20 protein-coding genes and 1 riboswitch are annotated in these 20,797 nt (G+C 68.2%); of the genes, 13 read left to right on the top strand and 7 right to left on the bottom strand.

What is annotated here, in order from left to right; genetic code table 11:
* Position 1: 1 nt before the first annotated feature.
* Genes ACWEFV_RS05155 through glnX form a run of 3 tightly spaced genes read right to left on the bottom strand, consistent with a single transcriptional unit; the run spans position 2 to position 4,565 of the window.
* Positions 2-2,278 carry a serine/threonine-protein kinase PknG gene (locus tag ACWEFV_RS05155; RefSeq protein ID WP_135452143.1) on the bottom strand — a complete coding sequence of 759 codons (2,277 nt, stop codon included), beginning with the start codon at positions 2,276-2,278 and terminating at the stop codon, positions 2-4.
* On the bottom strand, positions 2,278-3,246 hold the full coding sequence (locus tag ACWEFV_RS05150) for a glutamate ABC transporter substrate-binding protein (protein ID WP_135452144.1): 969 nt from the start codon (positions 3,244-3,246) through the stop codon (positions 2,278-2,280). The genes ACWEFV_RS05155 and ACWEFV_RS05150 overlap by 1 nt, the downstream gene beginning before the upstream one ends.
* A complete protein-coding gene (glnX, locus tag ACWEFV_RS05145) occupies positions 3,246-4,565 on the bottom strand; it encodes a protein kinase G-activating protein GlnX (RefSeq protein WP_135452146.1) in 1,320 nt (439 codons plus the stop codon). The genes ACWEFV_RS05150 and glnX overlap by 1 nt, the downstream gene beginning before the upstream one ends.
* Positions 4,566-4,700: 135 nt before the next feature.
* Between glnX and ACWEFV_RS05140 the strand changes: the two genes are divergently transcribed.
* Positions 4,701-5,207 carry an NUDIX hydrolase gene (locus ACWEFV_RS05140; RefSeq protein ID WP_167857704.1) on the top strand — a complete coding sequence of 169 codons (507 nt, stop codon included), beginning with the start codon at positions 4,701-4,703 and terminating at the stop codon, positions 5,205-5,207.
* On the opposite strand, the gene thiE is transcribed toward ACWEFV_RS05140, so the two are convergent.
* Entirely contained in the window at positions 5,204-5,872 is a 669-nt protein-coding gene (gene thiE, locus ACWEFV_RS05135) for a thiamine phosphate synthase (RefSeq protein ID WP_450069303.1), read from the bottom strand. The two genes, ACWEFV_RS05140 and thiE, sit on opposite strands and share 4 nt — an antisense overlap.
* 39 nt (positions 5,873-5,911) lie before the next feature.
* Positions 5,912-6,026, top strand: a riboswitch (TPP riboswitch).
* On the opposite strand from thiE, the gene thiO reads away from it, so the two are divergent.
* The 6 genes from thiO (at position 6,016) to ACWEFV_RS05105 (ending at position 10,532) form a co-directional block, all read left to right on the top strand.
* Entirely contained in the window at positions 6,016-7,020 is a 1,005-nt protein-coding gene (gene thiO, locus ACWEFV_RS05130; RefSeq protein ID WP_450069302.1) for a glycine oxidase ThiO, read from the top strand. (Overlaps the previous riboswitch by 11 nt.)
* Positions 7,017-7,217 carry a sulfur carrier protein ThiS gene (gene thiS, locus ACWEFV_RS05125; RefSeq protein ID WP_135452152.1) on the top strand — a complete coding sequence of 67 codons (201 nt, stop codon included), beginning with the start codon at positions 7,017-7,019 and terminating at the stop codon, positions 7,215-7,217. Before thiO ends, thiS begins: the two co-directional genes overlap by 4 nt.
* Positions 7,210-7,968, top strand: a complete 759-nt coding sequence (thiG, locus tag ACWEFV_RS05120; RefSeq protein ID WP_135452154.1) for a thiazole synthase — start codon at positions 7,210-7,212, stop codon at positions 7,966-7,968. The genes thiS and thiG overlap by 8 nt, the downstream gene beginning before the upstream one ends.
* A gap of 102 nt (positions 7,969-8,070) precedes the next feature.
* Positions 8,071-8,841 carry an SGNH/GDSL hydrolase family protein gene (locus tag ACWEFV_RS05115; protein WP_450069301.1) on the top strand — a complete coding sequence of 257 codons (771 nt, stop codon included), beginning with the start codon at positions 8,071-8,073 and terminating at the stop codon, positions 8,839-8,841.
* A 24-nt stretch (positions 8,842-8,865) separates the two neighbouring features.
* Positions 8,866-9,777 carry an ATP-binding cassette domain-containing protein gene (locus ACWEFV_RS05110; RefSeq protein WP_450069736.1) on the top strand — a complete coding sequence of 304 codons (912 nt, stop codon included), beginning with the start codon at positions 8,866-8,868 and terminating at the stop codon, positions 9,775-9,777.
* Complete coding sequence (locus tag ACWEFV_RS05105) at positions 9,774-10,532, top strand: ABC transporter permease subunit (protein ID WP_135452160.1); 759 nt, start codon at positions 9,774-9,776, stop codon at positions 10,530-10,532. The genes ACWEFV_RS05110 and ACWEFV_RS05105 overlap by 4 nt, the downstream gene beginning before the upstream one ends.
* A gap of 7 nt (positions 10,533-10,539) precedes the next feature.
* On the opposite strand, the gene ACWEFV_RS05100 is transcribed toward ACWEFV_RS05105, so the two are convergent.
* Positions 10,540-11,241 carry a slipin family protein gene (locus tag ACWEFV_RS05100; RefSeq protein WP_450069300.1) on the bottom strand — a complete coding sequence of 234 codons (702 nt, stop codon included), beginning with the start codon at positions 11,239-11,241 and terminating at the stop codon, positions 10,540-10,542.
* A 335-nt stretch (positions 11,242-11,576) separates the two neighbouring features.
* On the opposite strand from ACWEFV_RS05100, the gene ACWEFV_RS05095 reads away from it, so the two are divergent.
* From ACWEFV_RS05095 to ACWEFV_RS05075, 5 genes are all read left to right on the top strand, one after another.
* Positions 11,577-13,082 carry a M28 family metallopeptidase gene (locus ACWEFV_RS05095; RefSeq protein ID WP_450069299.1) on the top strand — a complete coding sequence of 502 codons (1,506 nt, stop codon included), beginning with the start codon at positions 11,577-11,579 and terminating at the stop codon, positions 13,080-13,082.
* Positions 13,079-14,515: a M28 family metallopeptidase gene (locus ACWEFV_RS05090; RefSeq protein ID WP_450069298.1), complete on the top strand. Its 1,437-nt coding sequence runs from the start codon at positions 13,079-13,081 to the stop codon at positions 14,513-14,515. Before ACWEFV_RS05095 ends, ACWEFV_RS05090 begins: the two co-directional genes overlap by 4 nt.
* 78 nt (positions 14,516-14,593) lie before the next feature.
* Positions 14,594-15,661, top strand: coding sequence for a type III polyketide synthase (locus ACWEFV_RS05085; RefSeq protein ID WP_450069297.1), 1,068 nt, complete (start codon positions 14,594-14,596; stop codon positions 15,659-15,661).
* On the top strand, positions 15,661-16,170 hold the full coding sequence (locus ACWEFV_RS05080; protein WP_450069296.1) for an isoprenylcysteine carboxyl methyltransferase family protein: 510 nt from the start codon (positions 15,661-15,663) through the stop codon (positions 16,168-16,170). The genes ACWEFV_RS05085 and ACWEFV_RS05080 overlap by 1 nt, the downstream gene beginning before the upstream one ends.
* On the top strand, positions 16,167-17,183 hold the full coding sequence (locus ACWEFV_RS05075) for an NAD(P)/FAD-dependent oxidoreductase (protein ID WP_450069295.1): 1,017 nt from the start codon (positions 16,167-16,169) through the stop codon (positions 17,181-17,183). Before ACWEFV_RS05080 ends, ACWEFV_RS05075 begins: the two co-directional genes overlap by 4 nt.
* Here ACWEFV_RS05075 and ACWEFV_RS05070 read toward each other — a convergent pair.
* Positions 17,164-18,438, bottom strand: coding sequence for a uracil-xanthine permease family protein (locus ACWEFV_RS05070; RefSeq protein WP_450069294.1), 1,275 nt, complete (start codon positions 18,436-18,438; stop codon positions 17,164-17,166). The genes ACWEFV_RS05075 and ACWEFV_RS05070 overlap by 20 nt on opposite strands.
* Before the next feature lie 62 nt (positions 18,439-18,500).
* On the opposite strand from ACWEFV_RS05070, the gene ACWEFV_RS05065 reads away from it, so the two are divergent.
* A complete protein-coding gene (locus ACWEFV_RS05065; protein WP_450069293.1) occupies positions 18,501-20,183 on the top strand; it encodes a SulP family inorganic anion transporter in 1,683 nt (560 codons plus the stop codon).
* A gap of 7 nt (positions 20,184-20,190) precedes the next feature.
* Here ACWEFV_RS05065 and ACWEFV_RS05060 read toward each other — a convergent pair whose 3' ends face one another.
* A complete protein-coding gene (locus ACWEFV_RS05060) occupies positions 20,191-20,793 on the bottom strand; it encodes a TetR family transcriptional regulator (RefSeq protein ID WP_450069292.1) in 603 nt (200 codons plus the stop codon).
* Positions 20,794-20,797: the final 4 nt, after the last annotated feature.

The following is a 20,797-nucleotide window of genomic DNA, read 5'->3' as shown; positions in this document are numbered from 1 at the left end:
CTCAGAACGTGCTCATCGGCCGCACACTGTTGGCCAGGTCGATCAGTGCGTAGCGGTGCGACTGCGTTGGGGCGACCCGGGCCAGCGCACGCAGTGACGCCTCAACGCCCAGCTTGAGACCGTGCTCGGTGAACGGGAATCCCAGGATGTGATTGCTGCTCGCCGAGTTGTCGGCCAGCCAGTCCATCGCGGTGCCCAGTACCAACGCCCTGATCTGCAGCACGCGCGGCTCCGAATCGGGAAGTGCCTCCACGCGTCGGGCCGCATCGCGGATGTTCTGTTCGGTGATCTCGCCGGTGGACCGGCCGGACAGGAGGGTGACCGCGCTGGTCAGCCGGGCTGTGGTGAAATGCCGCGAGGTGGGCGGAACTTCGTCGAGGGTTTCGACCGCCTTGTCCCGTGTTCCGGCAACCGACTCGGCGCGGGCCAATCCGAAACCGGCCGAGATCACGCCGTTGTCGGTGCTCCACACCGTGTTGTAGAACTTGAGCTCGTCGGCGGTGCCGGCCAGCTCGGCCGTCGCCGCCAACGCCAGTTTGGGCGCCAGCTCCCCGGGCAGCGTGTCCAGCACCTCGGTGAAATGCTTTGTCGCCGAGTCATAGTCGGCCGACAGCATCTCGGCCACCGCGCGGAACCAGACCAGTTGCCAGCGCCAGCCGGCCCAGGTGGCCAGGTCGTCGAGCTTGCGGGTGGCCTTGGCGACGTCACCCAGATCGAGCAGGGCGCGCGCCTCCATCAGCGGCAGCTCGACCGATTCGGACAGGTCCACACCTTCGGAGTCGATGGCGCCGTGCCGCGCCGCGCGCAACTGGTCCAGGGTATGAACGGGTTGGCTGAGCACGCTGGCAACCAGCATCGGGGCCCCGACATCGGTGCGATCAACCAGGGGTACGGGCAGCGCCCGCACGATCTCCTGCGCCGTCAGCTTCTCCGAATGCACCTGCCCGTCAACATAAACATCGGTGTGGGCGACCAGCAGATCGACTCCGAAAGTCGACCGGGACGGGCTGAACACGGTCGACAGACCGGGGCGGGGGATCCCGGTGTCGGCCGCCACCACCTCACGCAGCACACCGAGCAGCTGCGACGACATCTCCTCGGCGCTGCGGAACCGCCGCCGCGGATCGGGATCGATGGCGCGGCGCAGGAACCGGCCGAAGGAATCGTAGGTGTCGAGCACCGGATCCTCGGACGGCAGCCCCAGGACGTAGCGGCCCCGCCGGGTCCGCAGGTTCATGGTCAGCGCCGCCAGCGTGCGTCCCACGGTGTAGATGTCGGTGGCCACCGTCGGCCCGGTGCGCACGATCTCGGGCGCCTGGAATCCCGGTGTGCCGTACAGGTATCCGTAGGAGTTGAGCTTCGATACCGCACCGAGGTCGATCAGCTTGAGCTGTTCCTCGGTGATCATGATGTTCTCGGGCTTGAGGTCGTTGTAGGCCAGCCCGATCGAATGCAGATAGCCCAGCGCGGGCAGGATCTCGAGCATGTAGCCGATCGCCTCGGCGACCGGAAGTCGGGTGCCCCTGGCCTGTTTGAGCGATGTTCCGCCGACGTACTCCATCACGATGTAGCCGACCGGGTTGCCGTGCTTGTCATCGTGTTCGACGAAGTTGTAGATCTTCACGATTCCCGGGTGCGTCACCTCTGCCAGGAACTGCCGCTCGGCCATCGCGATCACCTGGGCCTCGGCGTCACCGGAATGCACCAGGCCTTTGAGCACGACCGGACGTTCGTTCACGTTGTGGTCGAAGGCCAGGTACACCCAGCCCAATCCACCGTGGGCGATGCAGCCCTTGATCTCGTACTGGTCGGCGACGATCTCGCCCGGGGACAGCTGCGGCAGGAACGAGTACGCGCTGCCGCAGTGCGGGCACCAGCCCTCCGACAGAGCGTGCCCGTCGGACGAGGACCTGCCGACCGGCTTGCCGCAGTTCCAGCAGAACCGCTTCTGCTCGGCCACCACCGGGTTGGTCATCAACGCCGTCAACGGATCCCGCTCGGGCACCCGCGCGATCTCGACCAGCCCGCCGCCCAGCCTGCGGATCGGCGAGAGTATCCGGGTGGCGATCGTGGCGAGGTTCTGCGGTTCGGTATCGCCGCCGCCGAACGTACCGTCGTCGGAATCGTCGAACTCCGGGCGGAAAACCGCCTGGGTCGCCATGGGCCGCATGGTCGACTGCGAATCCATGTCGAGGTCTTCCAGGCTCGCCGGCTGTGTCCCGGGACCGCCCGCGGTGTCGGGGGTTTCGGGGAGCTCAGTGTCGTCGGGCTTCTTCATCAGTCGACATACCTCGCGACCGGGGGAGAGGGCGCCGGACCCAGGACCGTCAACCACTTGCGGTACAACGTGTTCCAGGTGCCGTCGCGGCGGATGCGCTCCAGCGTCGCATTGACGACCCGGACCAGCGGCGTGTTCTCCAGGTTCAACCCGATGCCGTAGGGCTCTTCATTGAGGCTCGGGCCGACGATGTGCAGGTACGGATCCTGCGCCACCAGCCCGGCCAGGATCGAATCGTCGGTGCTGACCGCGTCGGCCTGGCGCTGCTGCAGCGCCACCAGGCAGTCGGCCCAGGTCACCACCGAGACGATGATCGGTGACGGGCTGATCTGCTGGATCCGTTTGAGCGACGTGGTGCCGTCCACCACGCACACCCGCTTGCCCGAGAGGTCGGAGGCCTGCGAGATGTTGGAGTCACGCGCGGCCAGGATGCGTTGGTGGGCCATGAAATACACCGTGGAGAAGTTCACCTCCTTGCGGCGCTCGCAGGTGATCGTCATGGTCTTGACCACGATGTCGACCTGATTGTTCTGCAGGGCGGTGATGCGGTCGGCCGAGGACAGGATGCGGTACTCGACCTGTGACGGCGTGCCGAAGATGTCGCGCGCGACCTCCCCGGCGATGTCCACGTCGAACCCGTTGATCTGACCGGTGATCGGATCCCGGAAGGAGAACAGGTTGCTGCCGATGTCCAGGCCGACGACCAGCCGTCCGCGGTCGCGGATCTTGGCCACTGCCGCGTCGGCGTCGGCCTGATTGCTGAACGGCCGCAGACTCGCGGTGCGGTTGCACTGGTCGGTCTCGGGCTCCGGCACCCGCACCGGTTGGGGGGCGAGTTCCTGCATGCCGGCGGGGCTGGGCGGCGCCAGCGTCATCGTCGGCAACGTCAGGGCCGGCGCGCTCTGACTGCACCCGGCGACCGCCAGGGCCGCGGTCAGGACGGCCAACGTCTTCTTCATCTTCCTCATCAGCGGTACTCACTCAGTCGAGGCCACAGGCCCAGCGCCACCGCCAACGCCGCGGCCACGCTGAGCAGGGCGGCACCCACGGTCGCGCCGGACAGCACCCGGCGGGCATTGGCGATGTCGTTGCGCAACTGGCTGCGGCTCTGCTCGATGCCCTTGGACAACGCGTCGTCGAGCTTGTCGAAGGCCGAGGTGGAATCGTCCTCGCCGGTGCCCAGCGCCACCTGCGTCGCGGCCTGATAATTGCCCACCGCGATGTAGGCGTTGATCCGGTCATCGGCCGCACGCCACTTGGTGAGCAGGTCTTCGGCACCCGTCAGATCGCTCTTGTCGATGCGGGTGTCACGGGCCAGATACTGCGCGAGCTGTTGCTGCATGGCCTCGATGCGCTGGTAGTAGGACTGCTTGCGCAGGTTCTCGTCGCCGCGCCGGATCAGGGCCAGCGTCTCGTCGGCCCGGGCTTGCTGGGCGGTGATGGCGAGGTTGGTCACGGTCTTGAGGGATTCGGCGGCGGTGTCCTTGGCGTTGCGGCTGTCCGACGTCGAGATCACCAGAGCTGTGGTCACCCAGATCAGCATGATCAGCACGGCCATGCCGCCCGCCACGAAACCGATGTTCACCCGTCGCCGGGTCCGGCGGGCCAGCCAGCGGTTGGCGAACGCGCCGAACATCAACGTGGCCAGCACCACCAACATCACCGCGGTCGGGATCCGGGTGGAGGCCGTCGTCTCAGCGTCCACCCGCGCCGAGGTCTCCTCGTACAGGCGTTGCGCGTCGGGCAGGATCTGCGACTGCATCAGCGCCGAGGCTTCCGACAGATACGACGAACCCACCGGGTTGCCGGCCCGGTTGTTGGTCCGTGCGGTCTCCACCAGGCCCGTGTAGACGGCGAGCCGTGCGTTGATCCGGCCGAGCAGCTGCACCAGCGCTTCGTCGGTCAACCCACTCGATGCCCGCGTCACCGCCACCGAGGCGTCGGTGATGGCCTGCTCGTACCGCTGGCGCACGTCGCGGGGTTCGGCTCCGGCGATGAAGGCCGTGGCAGCGGCGGCGTCGGCCACCGACAGCGTGGTGTAGAGCTGGCCGGCCGCGAACGCCAGCGGCTCGGTGTGGTCGAGCACCGTGGTCAACGCCTGCTGGCGGTCGTTGATCGTGGTGGACGTCGCGAACGCGCTGGCGAGCACGAGGGCCGACAACACGAGCCCGATCGTCAGGATGCGCCCGGGAGTGGTCCACAGAAACCACCAGCGCGGGTGGGCAGGAGTGGTCGGCGACCGGGACGCGAGTGGTTCGGTCGAGGGATGTGCCAACTCCACAGTCACCTGCGCACGGACCTCATTTAGTTTCGGTACAAACGGGGCGTCCCACCACTATAAAAAAATTCTAAGAGCGCCGCGCTTAGGCTCGCTGAGAAATTGGGACCCACCGAAACTCGCGACGTTCCTTATCCTGTACGGGTGCGTGGCGACGGTGACGGCTGGGTGTTCTCCGACAACGGCGCCCGGTACTGGGGGCGCCACGGTGCGGCCGGCCTGCTGCTGCGGGCACCGTGGCCGGGCGGATCGGCGGCGGTGCTGCTGCAACACCGGGCCCCGTGGAGTCATCAGGGCGGAACGTGGGCGTTGCCCGGCGGTGCCCGCGACAGTCATGAGACCGCCGAGCAGGCCGCGGTCCGCGAAGCCCACGAGGAAGCCGGGGTGACGGCCGAGCAGCTCACCGTGCGGACCACCGTGGTGACGGCCGAGGTGGCCGGTATCGGCGGCACGCACTGGTCCTATACGACGGTGATCGCCGACGTGCCCGAGCCGCTGGAGACCATCCCCAACCGGGAGAGTTCGGAGCTGCGCTGGGTGGCCGAGGACGAGGTGGCCGAGTTGCCGCTGCATCCCGGGTTCGCCGCGAGCTGGCAGCAGCTGCGGGCGGTGACGGCGTCCCTGCCGCTGGAGCACAACCGGCATCACTAGGCCCGCGCGAGCGCAGCCTTCAGTTCCGCGGCCGCCGCCCGGGGATCCTCGGCGGCGGTGATCGCCCGGACCACCACGATGCGCCGGGCGCCGGCGGCCAGCACCTCGGGCAGTCGCTGCTGATCGATCCCGCCGATCGCGAACCACGGCTTGGCCGGGTTCAACGCGGCCGTCGAGCGCACCAGGTCCAGGCCGGGTGCGGACCGGCCGGGTTTGGTCGGGGTGGGCCAGCACGGCCCGACGCAGAAGTAGTCCACCTGTTCATCGATCGCGGCCGCGGCCTGCCCGGCGTCATGGGTGGAGCGGCCGATCACCGGACGCTCGCCGATGATGCCGCGCGCGACGTCCAGCGGCAGATCGTCCTGGCCCAGGTGCAGCACGTCGGCCCCGGCAGCCAGGGCGATGTCGGCGCGGTCGTTGACCGCCAGCAGTGCGCCGTGGCGACGGGCGGCGTCGGCCAGGATCTCCAGCGCGTCGAGTTCCTGCCGGGCCTCCAGCGGGCCGAGCTGCTTCTCTCCGGCCGAACCCTTGTCGCGTAGCTGGATCAGATCCACCCCGCCGGCCAGCGCGGCATCGGCGAATTCGGCCAGGTCACCACGCTCCCGGCGGGCATCGGTGCACAGGTAGAGGGTGGCGCGCTGCAGACGGTCGGCGGGTGATTCCACACCGCGACGGTAGCCGGTACCGCCCGAGTACCCTGGACTGGCAATCAATACGGGAGTCCCGGGGACGAGGGGCTGAGAGTGGGCATCCGGACCGGCCCTGACCGTCACACCTGATCCGGGTCATGCCGGCGAAGGGAGCAGGTATGGCGCGAACACTTGCCGTCATCGGCGGCGGTGTGATCGGGCTGTCGGTGGCACGGCGGGCGGCGCTGGACGGCTGGACCGTGCGGCTGCACTGCACGCGTGAGCGCGGCGCGTCGTGGGTGGCCGGCGGAATGCTGGCCCCGCACAGCGAAGGCTGGCCGGGCGAGGAGCAGATACTGCAGATCGGCCTGGAATCACTGAAGCTGTGGCACTCGGGATTCCTCGACGGGCTGGCGCCCGAGGTGGTCACCGCGCGCGAGTCACTCGTCGTCGCCGTCGACCGGGCCGACGTGGCCGACCTGCGTACCGTCGCCGAATGGCTGTCGGCCCAGGGGCAGCCCGTCGAACTGATCACGGCTGCCCGTGACGTGGAGCCCCTGCTGGCCCAAGGCATCCGGCACGGGTTCCGGGCCACCACCGAACTCGCCGTGGACAACCGCGCCGTGGTCGACGGGCTGGCCGCGCACTGCGAGCGACTGGCCGTGCGCTGGGCCGGGCCCGTCGAGGATCTGGCCGATGTCGAAGCGGACGTGCGGGTGGTCGCCAACGGGATCGACGCCCCGAAGCTCCTGCCGGGCCTCCCGGTGCGTCCGGTGAAGGGCGAGGTGCTGCGGCTGCGGTGGCGTAAGGGCTGTATGCCGGTGCCGCAGCGGGTGATCCGGGCCCGCGTGCACGGGCGGCCGGTGTACCTGGTGCCGCGTGCCGACGGCGTGGTGGTCGGCGCCACCCAGTACGAGCACGGCCGCGACACCGCGCCGGTGGTCAGCGGGGTGCGTGATCTGCTCGAGGACGCCTGCGCCGTGATGCCGGCGCTGGGCGAGTACGAACTGGCCGAGACGGCGGCCGGGCTGCGGCCCATGACACCGGACGGCCTGCCGATCGTCGAACGTGTCGACGAGCGCACGCTGGTGGCCGTCGGACACGGCCGCAACGGATTTCTGTTGGCGCCGTGGACCGCTGAGCGGATCGCGGCTGAACTCGAGGTGGGCGTGGGAGCGAAATGATCACCATCACGGTCAACAACGAGACCCTCGAGGTGGACGAGCAGACCACCGTCGAGGGACTGCTGGAAACCCGGGGCTTCCCCGAGAAGGGCATCGCCGTCGCGCTGGACTGGACGGTGCTGCCCCGCTCGGAATGGGATCGGACCCTGTCCGACGGAGCCCGGGTGGAGGTCGTGACGGCGGTGCAGGGTGGGTGATTCAGTTCTGCGGATCGGCGGCCGGGAGTTCGGCTCCCGGCTGATCATGGGAACCGGCGGCGCGCCGAACCTGGCGGTGCTGGAAGAGGCTCTGGTGGCCTCGGGGACAGAGTTGACGACCGTGGCGATGCGGCGGGTGGACGCCGAGACCGGTACCGGGGTGCTCGACCTGCTCAACCGGCTCGGCATCGCGGCACTGCCGAACACCGCGGGCTGTCGCGGTGCCGCCGAGGCCGTGCTGACCGCGCAGCTGGCCCGCGAGGCGCTGGGCACCGACATGGTCAAACTCGAAGTCATCGCCGACGAGCGCACGTTGTTGCCCGACGCCATCGAATTGGTCAAGGCCGCAGAGCAATTGGTCGATGACGGGTTCATCGTGCTGCCCTACACCAACGACGACCCCGTGCTGGCCCGCCGGCTGGAGGACACCGGCTGTGCCGCGGTGATGCCACTGGGCTCACCGATCGGCACCGGTCTGGGCATCTCCAACCCGCACAACATCGAGATGATCGTCGAGCAGGCCGGAGTGCCGGTGGTGCTCGATGCCGGGATCGGCACGGCCTCCGATGCTGCCATGGCGATGGAATTGGGTTGTGACGCCGTGCTGTTGGCCACGGCCGTCACCCGTGCCTCCGACCCGCCGACCATGGCCGCCGCGATGTCGGCTGCCGTCACCGCCGGATACCTGGCGCGTCAGGCGGGGCGTATCCCGAAGCGGTTCTGGGCACAGGCGTCGAGCCCGGCGCTGTGATTTCGCGCCGAGGCGGCAGTGAGTGCGCCGAGTCTGCGCTGAGATCGTGAAAATGAACAAAATCGCGATCTGGGCGCAGGCTCGATGCGGGGGAGCGGTGTTATGAAGCGCTATGTCGCCCTGGGCAGTTCGATGGCTGCCGGGCCGGGCATCAAACCGTCCGCTGCGGGTGCCCCGTGGCAGGCGGGTCGCTCGGCACGCAACTACTCGCATCTGGCGGCGGCCCGACTCGGGCTCGACCTGGTGGACGTGACCTACTCGGGGGCCACCACCGCGCACATACTGCATGAGCCTCAGAACGGTGCGCCGCCGCAGATCGGCGCGCTCGACGGGTCTGAGGTTCTGGTCACGGTCACGATCGGCGGCAATGACGCCGGCTATGTGCCCCAGTTGATGGCGGCTGCGCTGCCGCGGTTCACCCGGTCCCTGCCGCTGGTGGGGTCGTTCCTTCGCGGCCTGCTGGATCCCGGCGCGCGTGAGACGGCGTTGACGCAGGTGGCCGACTCGCTGGTGACGGTGGGGCGTGAGATCCGGCAACGCGCTCCTGCGGCCCGGGTGCTGTTCGTGGACTACCTGACGCTGCTACCGCCGCAGGGCGTCGCGGCCTCGCCGCTGTCGGAGGCCGACGTGGAACTCGGCCGACACGTCGCGGCCACGCTGGAACGACTCACCGGAAAGGCTGCCGCCGAAACTGGCTGCGGTTGGGTTCGCGCCGCGCAGGCCAGCTTGCCGCACCATGCCTGGTCGGCCCAGCCATGGACCACGCGGCCCGGTTTGCCATGGCCGGGCCGGCCCGCCCCGCTGCACCCGAACGCCGCCGGTATGCGGGCGGTCGCCGATATGGTGGTGGCGCAGGCAGGCCCCGACACGTGAGGTGGCGCTGACACCATGGGAGCCATGATCGAACTGGCCGGGCTGACGAAGCTCTACGGGACCCACCGCGCCGTCGACGATCTGACGTTCACCGTCGAACCAGGTGTGGTGACCGGATTCCTCGGGCCCAACGGTGCGGGCAAGACCACCACGATGCGGCTGATCCTCGGACTGGACCATCCCAACGCCGGGTCCGCGACCATCGACGGCAAGAAGTACCGGGAATTGCGGGATCCGCTGCGCACGGTCGGCGCCCTGCTCGACGCGCGTCAGGCCCATCCGAACCGCTCAGCCCGCAACCACCTGCGCTGGATCGCGGCAGCCAACCGGATTGCGCCGGCCCGGGTGGACGAGGTGCTCGAGATGGTCGGGCTGACGTCGGTGGGGGACCGCAACGCCGGGACGCTGTCGCTGGGCATGAGCCAGCGGCTGGGGATCGCCGCCGCGCTGCTGGGTGATCCGCCGGTGCTGCTGTTCGACGAACCGGTCAACGGCCTGGACCCCGAGGGCATCCACTGGGTGCGCACCCTGATGCGCAGTCTGGCCGCCGAGGGCCGCACGGTGTTCGTGTCCAGTCACCTGCTGGCCGAAATGGCCAACACCGCCGATCGATTGGTGGTGATCGGTCAGGGCAAGTTGATCGCCTCGACCACGGTGAGCGAATTCGTCAGCGGGACATCCGCCGACATCGTGCGGGTGCGCACACCACAACTGGAGACACTGCGCGAGGTCCTCACCGACGCCGGGTTCGAGGTGGAGGCCGCCGCCGACGGCGATGCGCTGGCGGTGCACGGCGCGGCCATCGAGGTGATCGGTGACCTCGCCGCGCGCAACACCATCACCCTGCACGAGCTGAGCCAGCGGCAGGCCTCGCTGGAGGAGGCATATCTGAAACTCACCGATGACGCTGTCGATTATCGGGCGGCTCAGGCGTGAGCGCGCTGGCCGCGTTCGACGCCGAGCGCATCAAACTGTCCACCACCCGCTCCCCGCTGTGGTCGACGGTCGGGGTGGCTGTACTCAGCCTCGGCCTGGCAGCGATACAGGGCATGACGGTGAACCACTACACCGGGCTGCCCCCGTCCAAGGCCGCGCTCGGTGTCGCGGTGTTCGGGGTTCCCGTGCTGATGGTGTTGTCCTCGATGACGATGACCGGCGAATACCGCAGCGGGCTGATCCGCACCACCTTGCTGGCCACGCCCAACCGGACACAGGTGCTGACCGCCAAAGCGGTGGTGTGCGCGGCGTTCTCCTCGGTGTGTGCGGTGATCATGGTGCTGGCATCGGTGCTGGTGGCCCGGATGGCCGCCGACCCGGTGGTCGGTACCCAACTGTCGGTGGCCAATCCGGCGACCTGGCGGGTGGCCGGCGGGTTCGCGTTGTACGCCGCGCTGGCCGCGGTGCTCGGGGTGGCCGTCGGCGCGCTGGTGCGATTTTCAGCCGGTGCGGTGGCGGTCCTGCTGCTGTGGCCGCTGGTGGCCGAGCCGCTGCTGGGGAACATGCCCAACTCCGGCCCCAAGGTCGGACCGTGGCTGCCGTTCGCCAACATGTTCCGGTTCCTTGAGGTCGAGTGGTTGTTCCCGACCTATTACACGTCGTGGAGCGAGCTGGGCTCGCTGTTCTATTTCCTGGTGTGGGTGGCGGTGGCGTTCATTGCTGCCGCGGTGGTGCTGAACAGGCGTGACGCCTGACCCGGAATTACTCCGGGTCAGACGCCACATCCGTTGAGATCGCATCGTTACTGCCCAGGGCCAGTACCACCTTCGACCCGTACGGCACCCGCTGGATCAGCTGCAGCTGAGCCAGCGCCGGGTGGGCGTCCAGCAGCTTGCCGGCGTTGGCCAGCGCACGCAGCGCCGCGGTCTCGGCACGGGCTGCTTCCAGCTTCGCCGCGCCGGTGGCCTTGGCCGTCACCAGCGCCATGGCCGCGGCGCGGATCTCAGCCGGGATGATCACGTCCTTGACGAAGGCGTCGATCACCTCGACCCCGGTACGGGCACCGGCAGCACGGGCCGCCGCCGCGATCGCCCCGGCATCGATGCGATTGCCGCGCTGCATCACCTCGTCGGCGGTCACTGCCGCGACGAGATCGCGCAGTGCGATCTGCGCGGCCAGGTACACCGCAGCCATCGGATCGGCCGCCGCCTCCACGTAGGCCACGGCGTCGCTGACCTTGAACTGCAGTGCGACGGTGATACGCAGCGTCACCGCATCCGAGGTCAGCACCTCCTGCGGGGCCAGCGTCAGCACCTGCTCACGCATCTCGACACGCACCACCGAGGCCGCCACATCAATGCGGTGGCGGCCCGGGGGCAGGACACGACCCAGCGTGCCGTCCCGGTACTCCAGTGCGCACTGGCCTGCGGAAACAGTGATTCGGTTGAACGTGAAGATACTCATGTCGTGTCCTCCTTCCGGTGTATGTGTCTGTGCGGCAAAGGGATACCGCCGCCGGACGCAATCGGTGGCGGGGCGTCACACCCCCATAACGGCGGATGCGGGCCGCAAGGCCGTCGACTGCGTGATCCCGGCGACGGTATCGGGGTTGTAGGAGAGGATTCGAACCTCAGGCCCTTTACCTGTGCCATGACGCCGCGGCAACATGCAGAAACGTTGCGGTACCCCGCTCGGCCTGCCTCCCTGCCGGCGCCGGGGAACACCATGCCAGCACAGCAAATCACCAGGCAACCGATTTATCCGCCAGGCAGTTCGGGGGAGCCGCTACCGTGGGTGCAATGCGACGTACTTCGACGGGGGCGGTTCTGGGCGCGCTGGCGCTGACCGTGGGGCTGGCCGGCTGTGATGCAAAGACCGAACTGCAGACCGACGGGCGGCAGTCCCAGGAGTCGTCACCGGCGGCGGTGCAGGTCGCCGACCAGTTGCGTGGGCGGGTCTCGGCCGACGCCATGATGGGGCATCTGAGCAAGCTGCAGGACATTGCCAACGCCAACAAGGGCAATCGGGCGCTGGGCAGCTCGGGGTACGACGCGAGTGTCGACTACGTGGCCAACGCGCTGCGCGATAAGGGGTTTGATGTGGAAACCCCGGAGTTCGAGGTGAAACTCCCGTTCGCCGAGGACCCTCAGGTCACCGTCGGCGGCCAGGCCGTCAGCGCCAAGCCGCTGGAGTTCACCATCGGTACCGACCAAGCGGGGGTGTCCGCGCCGCTGGTACCGGCCAAGGTGGAGGACACCCCGGGGTGTGAGGCCGCCGACTACGACGGGCTCCCGGTTGCCGGTGCGGTGGTGCTGGTCGATCGCGGCTCATGCCCCTTCGCGGACAAGCAGGCCGCAGCCGCCGAGCGTGGCGCGGTCGCGATGATCGTCGTCAACACCAACAACGACGAGAAGATGGGCGGCACGCTGGGTCGCGACACCGACGTGAAGATCCCGGTGGTCAGCGTGACCAAGGATGAGGGCACCCGGCTGCGCAACGCGCCCGGACCTACCACGATCAAGCTCGTCGCCGGCGTGCGCACCGAGCACACGCGCAACGTCATCGCCCAGACCAAGACCGGATCGACCTCCGACGTGGTCATGGTCGGCGCCCATCTCGACAGCGTTCCCGAAGGCCCCGGCATCAACGACAACGGTTCCGGCGTGGCCGCCGTGCTGGAAACCGCTCTGCAGTTGGGCGATTCGCCAGAGGTGGCCAACGCGGTGCGGTTCGGGTTCTGGGGAGCCGAGGAAGAAGGTCTGCTCGGTTCGACCAACTATGTCGAATCCCTGGACACCGAAGCCCTCAAGGACATTGCCATGTACCTGAACTTCGACATGCTCGGCTCGCCCAACGCGGGCTACTTCACCTACGACGGCGACCAGTCCGCACCTCTGGAGGAGCAGGGCCGCCCCCGGGTCCCCGAGGGTTCGGCGGGAATCGAGCGCACCCTGGCGTCCTATCTGCAAAATGCCGGAAAGACGCCGCGCGACACCAGTTTTGACGGTCGGTCCGACTACGACGGGTTCACCATGGCGGGCATTCCCTCCGGCGGATTGTTCTCCGGTGCCGAGGACAAGATGAACGCCGAAGAGGCCAAATTGTGGACCGGCGAGGTGGATCAACCGTTCGACCCGAACTATCACAAGAACACCGATACCCTTGACCACGTGAACCGGGACGCATTGCAGATACATGGTGAGGGAGTCGCATTCGCTGTGGGGTTGTATGCCCAAGATCAGCGGGGCCGCAACGGTTTACCGGTTCGCTCGGACCGTACGCGGCACCAGATCACCGCGCAGTGACGGGACGTCGACTCGCTGTCATATTGCTCGGTGCCGCACTGGCGGGATGCTCGACGCAGTCATCGCCGAAGGCCGTCGAGCCGCAGGAACTGGCGGGCAAGATCACGGTCGACGCCATGTTCACCCACCTGCGCAAGCTCCAGGAGATCGCCGACAGTCATGACGGAAACCGGGCGGTCGGCAGCCCCGGGTACGACGCCAGTGTCGACTATGTAGCAGAAGTTCTGCGGGACAAAGGCTTTGATGTACAGACGCCGGAGTTCGAGCGGATGGGCACGATGCGTGGGGGTAACCCCGCGCTGAGCGTGTCCGGGACCGTGTACCGGGTGGACCAGGCGTCGATGCTGGTGACGACGGCACCCGGCGGGCTGAATGCTCCGACGCTGCGCCCGGGCAAGCCGTCCGGATGTGCGGCCACCGACTACGGGTCGGTCGACATCACCGGTGCCATCGCGGTCGTCGACGACACCGGGTGTTCGGTTGTGGCAAAACAGAACACCGCGCTGGCCAAGGGCGCGGTGGGCCTGCTGGTGGTCAACAGCGGGCACCAGCCCCCTCCCGGCGGGTTGTTCACCACCGGCTACTACCGACAACTCACCGTCCCGGTCGGCGTCATCGACGAGAACGCGGACGCGGCGCTGCGACGCACGAGCGCCCCGGTGCGCCTGACCCTGGACGGCAGGGCCGAGATGGTCAAATCCCGCAACGTGACCGCGCAGACCAAGACCGGGTCGGGGTCCGATGTGGTGCTGGTGGGTGCGCACCTCGACAGCGTCGGCGGCGGTCCGGGCATCAACGACAACGGCTCGGGGGTGGCGGCCGTTCTGGAAACCGCGCTGCAGCTGGGCAGTTCGCCGAAAGTGGGCAATGCGGTGCGGTTCGCGTTCTGGGGCGCCGAGGAAATGGGGTTGGACGGGTCGACGCAGTATGTGCGGAACCTCCCGCTGGACCAGCTCGACGACCTCGCGCTGTATCTGAACTTCGACATGGTCGGCTCGCCCAACGCCGGGTTCTTCACCTATGACGGCGACCAGTCCGGCCAGGCCACCGATCCCAAGCCGATCCCCGAAGGATCGGCCGGTATCGAAAGGACCATGGCCGGTTACCTCAACCTGGCCGGGGCGCGGCCCGCGGACATGCCGATCAGCGCCAACACCGACTATCACCCGTTCCTGCAGGCCGGTGTGCCCATCGGCGGCACGACCACCGGGGCGTCGCAACGCAAGACCGAGGTGCAGGCCAGGCTGTGGGGCGGACGGGCCGGGGTGGCGTTCGATCCCAACAATCACACGGCCCGCGACACGATCGACAACGTCGATGCCCGCGCGCTCGGGATCATGGGATCGGCGATCGCGTTCACCGTCGGCACGTACGCCCGGTCGATCGAGGGCCCCAATGGTGTGCCGGCACGTGACAAGCGTCACCGCGGCTGAACCCGGATTGGTCGAGGGAGCGTTGAACCGGCGACCGTAGGCCCCCGTGGTACGGGTATGGGAATTAACGTCGCGAGAATGCCCAGCCGCAGCACGATTGCCGGCGTCCATGCCGTCCTGCCTCCATATCGGTATACCCAGGACGAGGTCACCAGCGCCCTGCTGGACCTGCCGGGATACGCCGAGGTCGAGGACGTGGTGCGGGCCCTGCACAAGAGCGCGAAAGTGAACAGCAGGTATCTGGTCCTGCCGCTCGAGAAATATGCGAATCTCGATGATTTCGGTGAGAGCAACAGCCTGTTCATCGAGCATGCGACCGAGCTGGGCTGCGCCGCGCTGTCCGGGGCACTGGATGAGGCCGGCCTGCGCCCGCAGGACGTCGACCTGATCGTCACCACGACTGTCACCGGCGCCGCGGTCCCGTCCCTGGACGCGCGCATCGCCGGACGGCTGGGCCTGCGGCCCGACGTACGCCGCATCCCGATCTTCGGATTGGGGTGTGTGGCCGGTGCCGCCGGTATCGCGCGGCTCAACGACTACCTGCGGGGCGCGCCCGACAAGGTGGCGGTCCTGGTGTCGGTTGAATTGTGTTCGCTGACCCGCAAACACAATCCCTCGATGCCGACGCTGGTGGCCGGTGCACTGTTCGGCGACGGAGCCGCCGCGGTGGTCGCGGTCGGTGAACAACGCGCCCGTAGGCTCAACCCGACCGGACCCGATGTGCTGGACTCCCGCAGTCATCTGTACCCAGACTCGTTGCACGCCATGGGCTGGGACATCGGCTCCGATGGCTTCGAGATCGTACTGAGCGCCGAAGTCCCGGGCTTCGTGGGGCGCTACCTGGGTGATGACGTCACCGGGTTCCTCGGCGATCACGGTCTATCCGTCGACGATGTCTCCGCCTGGGTGAGCCATCCCGGTGGGCCGAAGGTGATCGAGGCGATCATAGAAACCCTCGGATTACCTGAGGACGCACTGGATCTCACCTGGCAGTCGCTCGCCGACGTCGGCAATCTGTCGTCATCCTCGGTGCTGCACGTGCTACGTGAAACCATCTGTAAACGGCCGGAATCGGACACACCCGGGGTGATGATGGCGATGGGGCCGGGGTTCTGCTCGGAGCTCGTCCTGCTGCGTTGGCGCTGATGACGGCCAAGAGATACACCGCGCTGATCACCCTCGTCGCCGTCGAGCGGGTCCTCGAACTGGTGGTGTCCAAACGCAACCTGAAGTGGAGCATCGCCCAGGGCGGCAAGGAATTCGGGGCCGGCCACTATCCGGTGATGGTGGCGCTGCACAGCGCGCTACTGGTGGGCGCGGTGGTGGAGGCACGTCGCCGCCGCCCGGCACCGGTGCTCGGCCGCATCATGGTGATGGTGGTACTCGTCGCCCAGGCGCTGCGGTGGTGGTGCATCACCACGTTGGGCAGGCAGTGGAACACCAGGGTCGTGGTGGTGCCGGGCGCAACGCGCGTCGTCGACGGTCCGTACCGCGTGCTGCCGCACCCGAACTACGTGGCCGTGGTCACCGAGGGGGCCGCACTGCCGTTGGCCGGCGGCGCGTGGATCACCGCCCTGGTGTTCACGGTGGCCAACGCCGCGCTACTGCGAGCCCGGATCCGCGTGGAAAACGAAGCACTGCAAGGTTTGACGTGATCGATTTGCTCGTCGCAGGTGGCGGCCCGGCCGGGCTCGCCACCGCAGTGCACGCAGCGCGTGCCGGGCTGGAGGCCGTGGTGGTGGAACGCCGCCAGGGCCCGATCGACAAGGCCTGCGGTGAGGGCCTGATGCCGCACTCGGTCCGGCAGTTGCAACGCCTGGGCGCTCAACCCGAGGGCCGAACCTTTCGGGGCATCCGCTATCTGGACGGCCACCGCATCGCTGAGGCCAGGTTCCGCGACGGCGCCGGCCGCGGAGTGCGTCGTACGGTTCTGCATGCCGCACTGTCTGAGGCCGCGGCCGAAGCCGGGGTCCGGGTGGTCCAGGGTGAGGTGGGCCCGGTGACCCAGGACTCGACGTCGGTGAGCGCGGCCGGTTTTCGGGCCCGCTACCTGGCGGCCGCCGACGGCCTGCATTCACCGATCCGCCGCGCGCTCGGATTGAGCGGCGGTGAGGGCAGGCGACGCCGCTGGGGAATTCGGCGCCACATCCTGATCGCGCCGTGGTCGGACTGTGTCGAGGTGTACTGGGGCCCTGACGCCGAGGCGTACGTGACGCCGGTCGGGGAGAACTGTGTCGGGGTGGCGATCCTGACCTCGGCGCGCGGCGGCTTCGACGAGCACCTGGCGGCATTCCCGTTGCTGGCCGAGCGGATTCACGGGCTTGAGCACGGCCACGACCGCGCCGCGGGACCGTTGCGGCAGAAGGTCCGTAACCGGAGCGCGGGCCGGGTGCTGTTGGTCGGCGACGCGGCAGGCTACGTCGACGCCCTCACCGGCGAGGGGATGGGCCTGGCCTTCGGTGCGGCCGAACTCCTCGTGGGGTGTGTACGCGCGGACCGCCCCGGTGACTACGACCGGCAGTGGCGCGCGCTGACCCGCCGCTACCGGTTGCTCACCGCAGCCCTGTTGCACGGCAGCGGTTTCGGTCCGGTGCGGGCCTGCATCACCCCGGCGTCGGCGGCGCTGCCCTCGGTGTTCAGCCGTGTGGTCAACGCTCTTGGCGAGTAGGTTGCGCCAGGTTCCCCAGGTATTCCAACAACCTCATGCCGTGAAAGACCAGTAGCGCGGCGATGGAGCCGAGCGCGATGCCGGTGAACGTCAGAGAACCGAGCTGCCAGGTGAAATCGGCGATCCCGATGATCAGCGGAATGGCGGCGGTCATCTGGTTGACCGGCTTGGAGAAGTCCACGTGGTTGGTCAGCCAGATCCGCACGCCCAGGATGCCGACCAGGCCGTAGAGCACGATGGTCGCCCCGCCGAGCACGCCAGGAGGGATCGCCGAGATCGCCGCTCCGACCTTGGGGCACAACGACAATGCGATCGCCACCGCGGCGGCTACCCAGTAGGCCGCGGTCGAGTAGACCCGGGTGGCGGCCATCACCCCGATGTTCTCGGCGTAGGTGGTGGTGGCCGAGCCGCCACCGGCACCCGCCAGTACGGTGGCCACACCGTCGGCGGCCAGTGCGCGGCCGATCATCGGATCGAGGTCGGTCCCGGTCATCTGCCCCACCGACTTGACGTGCCCGATGTTCTCGGCGACCAATGCGATCACCGCGGGTAGGAACAGCGGCAGAACCGCGAGGTTGAAACTCGGGGTGTGGAACTCGGGCAGCCCCAGCCACGGTGCCGCCGCGATCGCCGCGGTGTCCACGTCGCCCAGGGCCAGCGCCAGCAGATACCCGATCAGCACCGCGCCGAAGATCGCCAGCCTGCCGATCAAGCCCTTGAAGAAGGCCAGCGTGGCGACCAGCAACACCAACGTCACGATTCCGACCAAGGGGCCCTTCTCGAAGTTGGACTTGGCGGCCGGAGCGAGGTTGAAGCCGATCAGCGCGACGATCGCCCCGGTCACCACCGGCGGCAGTGCGACGTCGATCCAGTGGGTACCGACGAGGTGCACCACCGCGCCGATGAGGATCAACAACACCCCGACGGCGATCAAACCGCCGAGTGCACTTCCGGTTCCGTGCGATGCCACCGCCGCGGTCACCGGGGCGATCACGGAGAAACTCGACCCCAGGTAACTCGGCAACCGGTTGCCGGTGATGATCAAGAACAGGACGGTGCCGATCCCGGAGAACAACAGCGTGGTCGCGGGCGGAAAACCGGTGAGCACCGGGACCAGGAACGTGGCGCCGAACATGGCCACCACATGCTGGGCCCCGATACCGATGGTGCTCGACCAATTGAGCCGTTCCCCGGGGTTGACGACGAAGTCGTCATCGTTGCGGGTCTCGACGTACTTCCAACTCAGCGGAATCACGCATGTGACTACACACCATGATCGGCTGCCGCGCACGCGGACTGCGGCAACAATCAATCGTGATGAAACCGAACCTGGCGCGTTGGGTCCCCGGACTGGAACAGTTCACCGGCTACCGGCGGTCCTGGCTGCGCGGCGACGTGCTGGCCGGGGTGACGGTCGCGGCGTACCTGGTGCCGCAGGTGATGGCCTATGCGACCGTGGCCGGCCTGCCGCCGGTCGCGGGGTTGTGGGCCGCGCTGGTCCCGATGGCGGTCTACGCGCTACTGGGTTCTTCACGCCAACTGTCGGTCGGGCCGGAATCCACCACGGCCCTGATGACGGCCACGGCGCTGGCTCCACTGGTCATCGGCGACCCGGCGCGCTACGCCGCGATGTCGGCGGTGCTGGCACTGCTGGTGGGAGCGATCTGCTTGGTGGCCGGTCTGTGTCGGCTCGGGTTCCTGGCCGACCTGCTGTCGCGCCCGGTCCTGGTCGGCTACATGACCGGGGTGGCCGTCATCATGATCAGCGGCCAACTCGGCAAGATCAGCGGCATCGAGGTCACCGGCGACGAGTTCGTCGATCAGATCCGCTCTTTCGTCAGCGGCCTCGAATCGGTGCACGTACCAACGGTCGTGCTGTCGGCCACGGTTCTGGTGCTGCTGCTGGTGCTGTACCGGATCTCGCCGCGGTTCCCCGGCCCGCTGGTCGCGGTGCTGGCGGCGACCGCTGTGGTGTGGCTGTTCTCCTTGGATGACAAGGGTATTCGGGTGGTCGGCGGCATCCCGGCCGGGCTGCCGAAACCCGCCCTTCCACCGGTCGCGATGACGGAGCTGGTGGCTCTGGTGATCCCGGCGGTCGGCATAGCGGTTGTCGCGTTCTCCGACAACGCCCTGACTGCCCGCACCTTCGCGGCGCGCAAGGGAGAGACCATCGACGCCAACGCCGAACTGCGGGCATTGGGTGTGTGCAACCTGACGACCGGTGTCACGCAAGGCTTTCCGGTCAGTTCCAGCGGAAGTCGTACTGCACTGGGCGACACCGTGGGCAGCCGCACGCAGCTGTACTCGTTGGTGATGCTGGCGACGGTTCTGTTGGTCATGCTGGCCGGCCGTGACCTGCTGGAGCACTTCCCGATGGCCGCGCTGGGTGCACTCGTCGTCTACGCGGCCCTACGGCTGATCGACGTGGCAGAGTTCCGGCGGCTGGCACGCTTCCGGCGCAGCGAGCTGTTCCTGGCGGTGGCCACCACGGTCGCGGTGCTGGGCCTCGGTGTGCTCTACGGAGTGCTGGTGGCGATCGCCCTGTCGCTCATGGACGCGCTGCGGCGGATCGCCCGCCCGCACGACAGTGTCCTCGGCTATGTCCCCGGGGTCGCCGGGATGCATGACGTCGACGACTATCCGGACGCCCAGGTGGTTCCGGGGCTGGTCGTCTACCGCTACGACGCCCCGCTGTTCTTCGCCAACGCCGAGGATTTCCGGGAGCGTGCGTTGGCCGTGCTCGAGAACGCCCCCGGCAAGGTCGAATGGTTCATCTACAGCGCCGAGGCCAACGTCGATCCTGACCTGACCGCGGTCGACGCGCTGGAACAGTTGCGCCGGGAGCTGACCGCCCGGGGCATCGTGTTCGCAATGGCCCGGGTGAAGGCGGATCTGCGCGACGATCTGGTGGCCGCGGGCTTTCTCGACCGGATCGGCACCGACCGGATCTTTCCGACCCTGCCGACTGCCGTCGAAGCATTCCGTAACCGTTCGGCCTGAGGTCCGCTCAGAGCGGCGCGAGCAGAAGCGCGCAGGCCGTCTTGAGGCTGTCCTGCGCCTCGGTGACGGACATGCGCCCGTTCAGGCTGGACTGCAGGATCCCGTGCCAGGTTTGTTGGACGAGGCGCACCAATGAGATCTGTTGTGGGCTCGGGTCGTTCACGCCGGAGGCGTCCAAGAGCATGGTGCGCACCAGCTGGTCGATCCTACCCACCTCGGCGACCACCGCCCCATCGGCGGTGTTGAGGGAGTTGAGCATGGCGGCGCTCAGGTGGGGTTGGCGCAGCATCGTGCGGGTGGCCCGCTCCAGTACGTCGAAGACCCGGTCGGCCGCCGTTCCCGATGGGGTGGACCGGCGATGGATGCCGTCCTGCATCCCCTCGACCCGGTCGGCCATCACGGCAAGGAACAGGTGCGTCTTGGATGGGAAGTACCGGTACAGCGTGCCCAGCGCCACCCCTGCCGACTTCGCGACCTCCTGCATCTGGACCTGCTCGGCCGGTCGCAGCGCGCCCAGCACCGCGGCTGCGCGCACTATCGCCTCACGCCGCTCCTGCTGGAGCTCCGAACTGGGCTCCGCTGCGGGGCGTGGTTCCCAGATCCTCGGCAACGCT

It is taken from the genome of Mycobacterium sp. NPDC004974 (assembly GCF_053600815.1).
Note: the sequence above shows the minus strand (reverse complement) of the source record. Positions and strands in the feature narration are given on the sequence as shown.

Excerpts from the sequence above, each read along its gene's own strand:
- ACWEFV_RS05155 (WP_135452143.1), bottom strand. The coding sequence starts at position 2,278 with ATGAAGAAGCCCGACGACACTGAGCTCCCCGAAACCCCCGACACCGCG.
- thiS (WP_135452152.1), top strand. The coding sequence starts at position 7,017 with ATGATCACCATCACGGTCAACAACGAGACCCTCGAGGTGGACGAGCAG.
- ACWEFV_RS05065 (WP_450069293.1), top strand. The coding sequence starts at position 18,501 with ATGAAACCGAACCTGGCGCGTTGGGTCCCCGGACTGGAACAGTTCACC.
- ACWEFV_RS05085 (WP_450069297.1), top strand. The coding sequence starts at position 14,594 with ATGCCCAGCCGCAGCACGATTGCCGGCGTCCATGCCGTCCTGCCTCCA.
- ACWEFV_RS05100 (WP_450069300.1), bottom strand. The coding sequence starts at position 11,241 with ATGAGTATCTTCACGTTCAACCGAATCACTGTTTCCGCAGGCCAGTGC.
- ACWEFV_RS05095 (WP_450069299.1), top strand. The coding sequence starts at position 11,577 with ATGCGACGTACTTCGACGGGGGCGGTTCTGGGCGCGCTGGCGCTGACC.
- ACWEFV_RS05110 (WP_450069736.1), top strand. The coding sequence starts at position 8,866 with ATGATCGAACTGGCCGGGCTGACGAAGCTCTACGGGACCCACCGCGCC.
- thiO (WP_450069302.1), top strand. The coding sequence starts at position 6,016 with ATGGCGCGAACACTTGCCGTCATCGGCGGCGGTGTGATCGGGCTGTCG.
- ACWEFV_RS05080 (WP_450069296.1), top strand. The coding sequence starts at position 15,661 with ATGACGGCCAAGAGATACACCGCGCTGATCACCCTCGTCGCCGTCGAG.
- ACWEFV_RS05150 (WP_135452144.1), bottom strand. The coding sequence starts at position 3,246 with ATGAGGAAGATGAAGAAGACGTTGGCCGTCCTGACCGCGGCCCTGGCG.
- ACWEFV_RS05115 (WP_450069301.1), top strand. The coding sequence starts at position 8,071 with ATGAAGCGCTATGTCGCCCTGGGCAGTTCGATGGCTGCCGGGCCGGGC.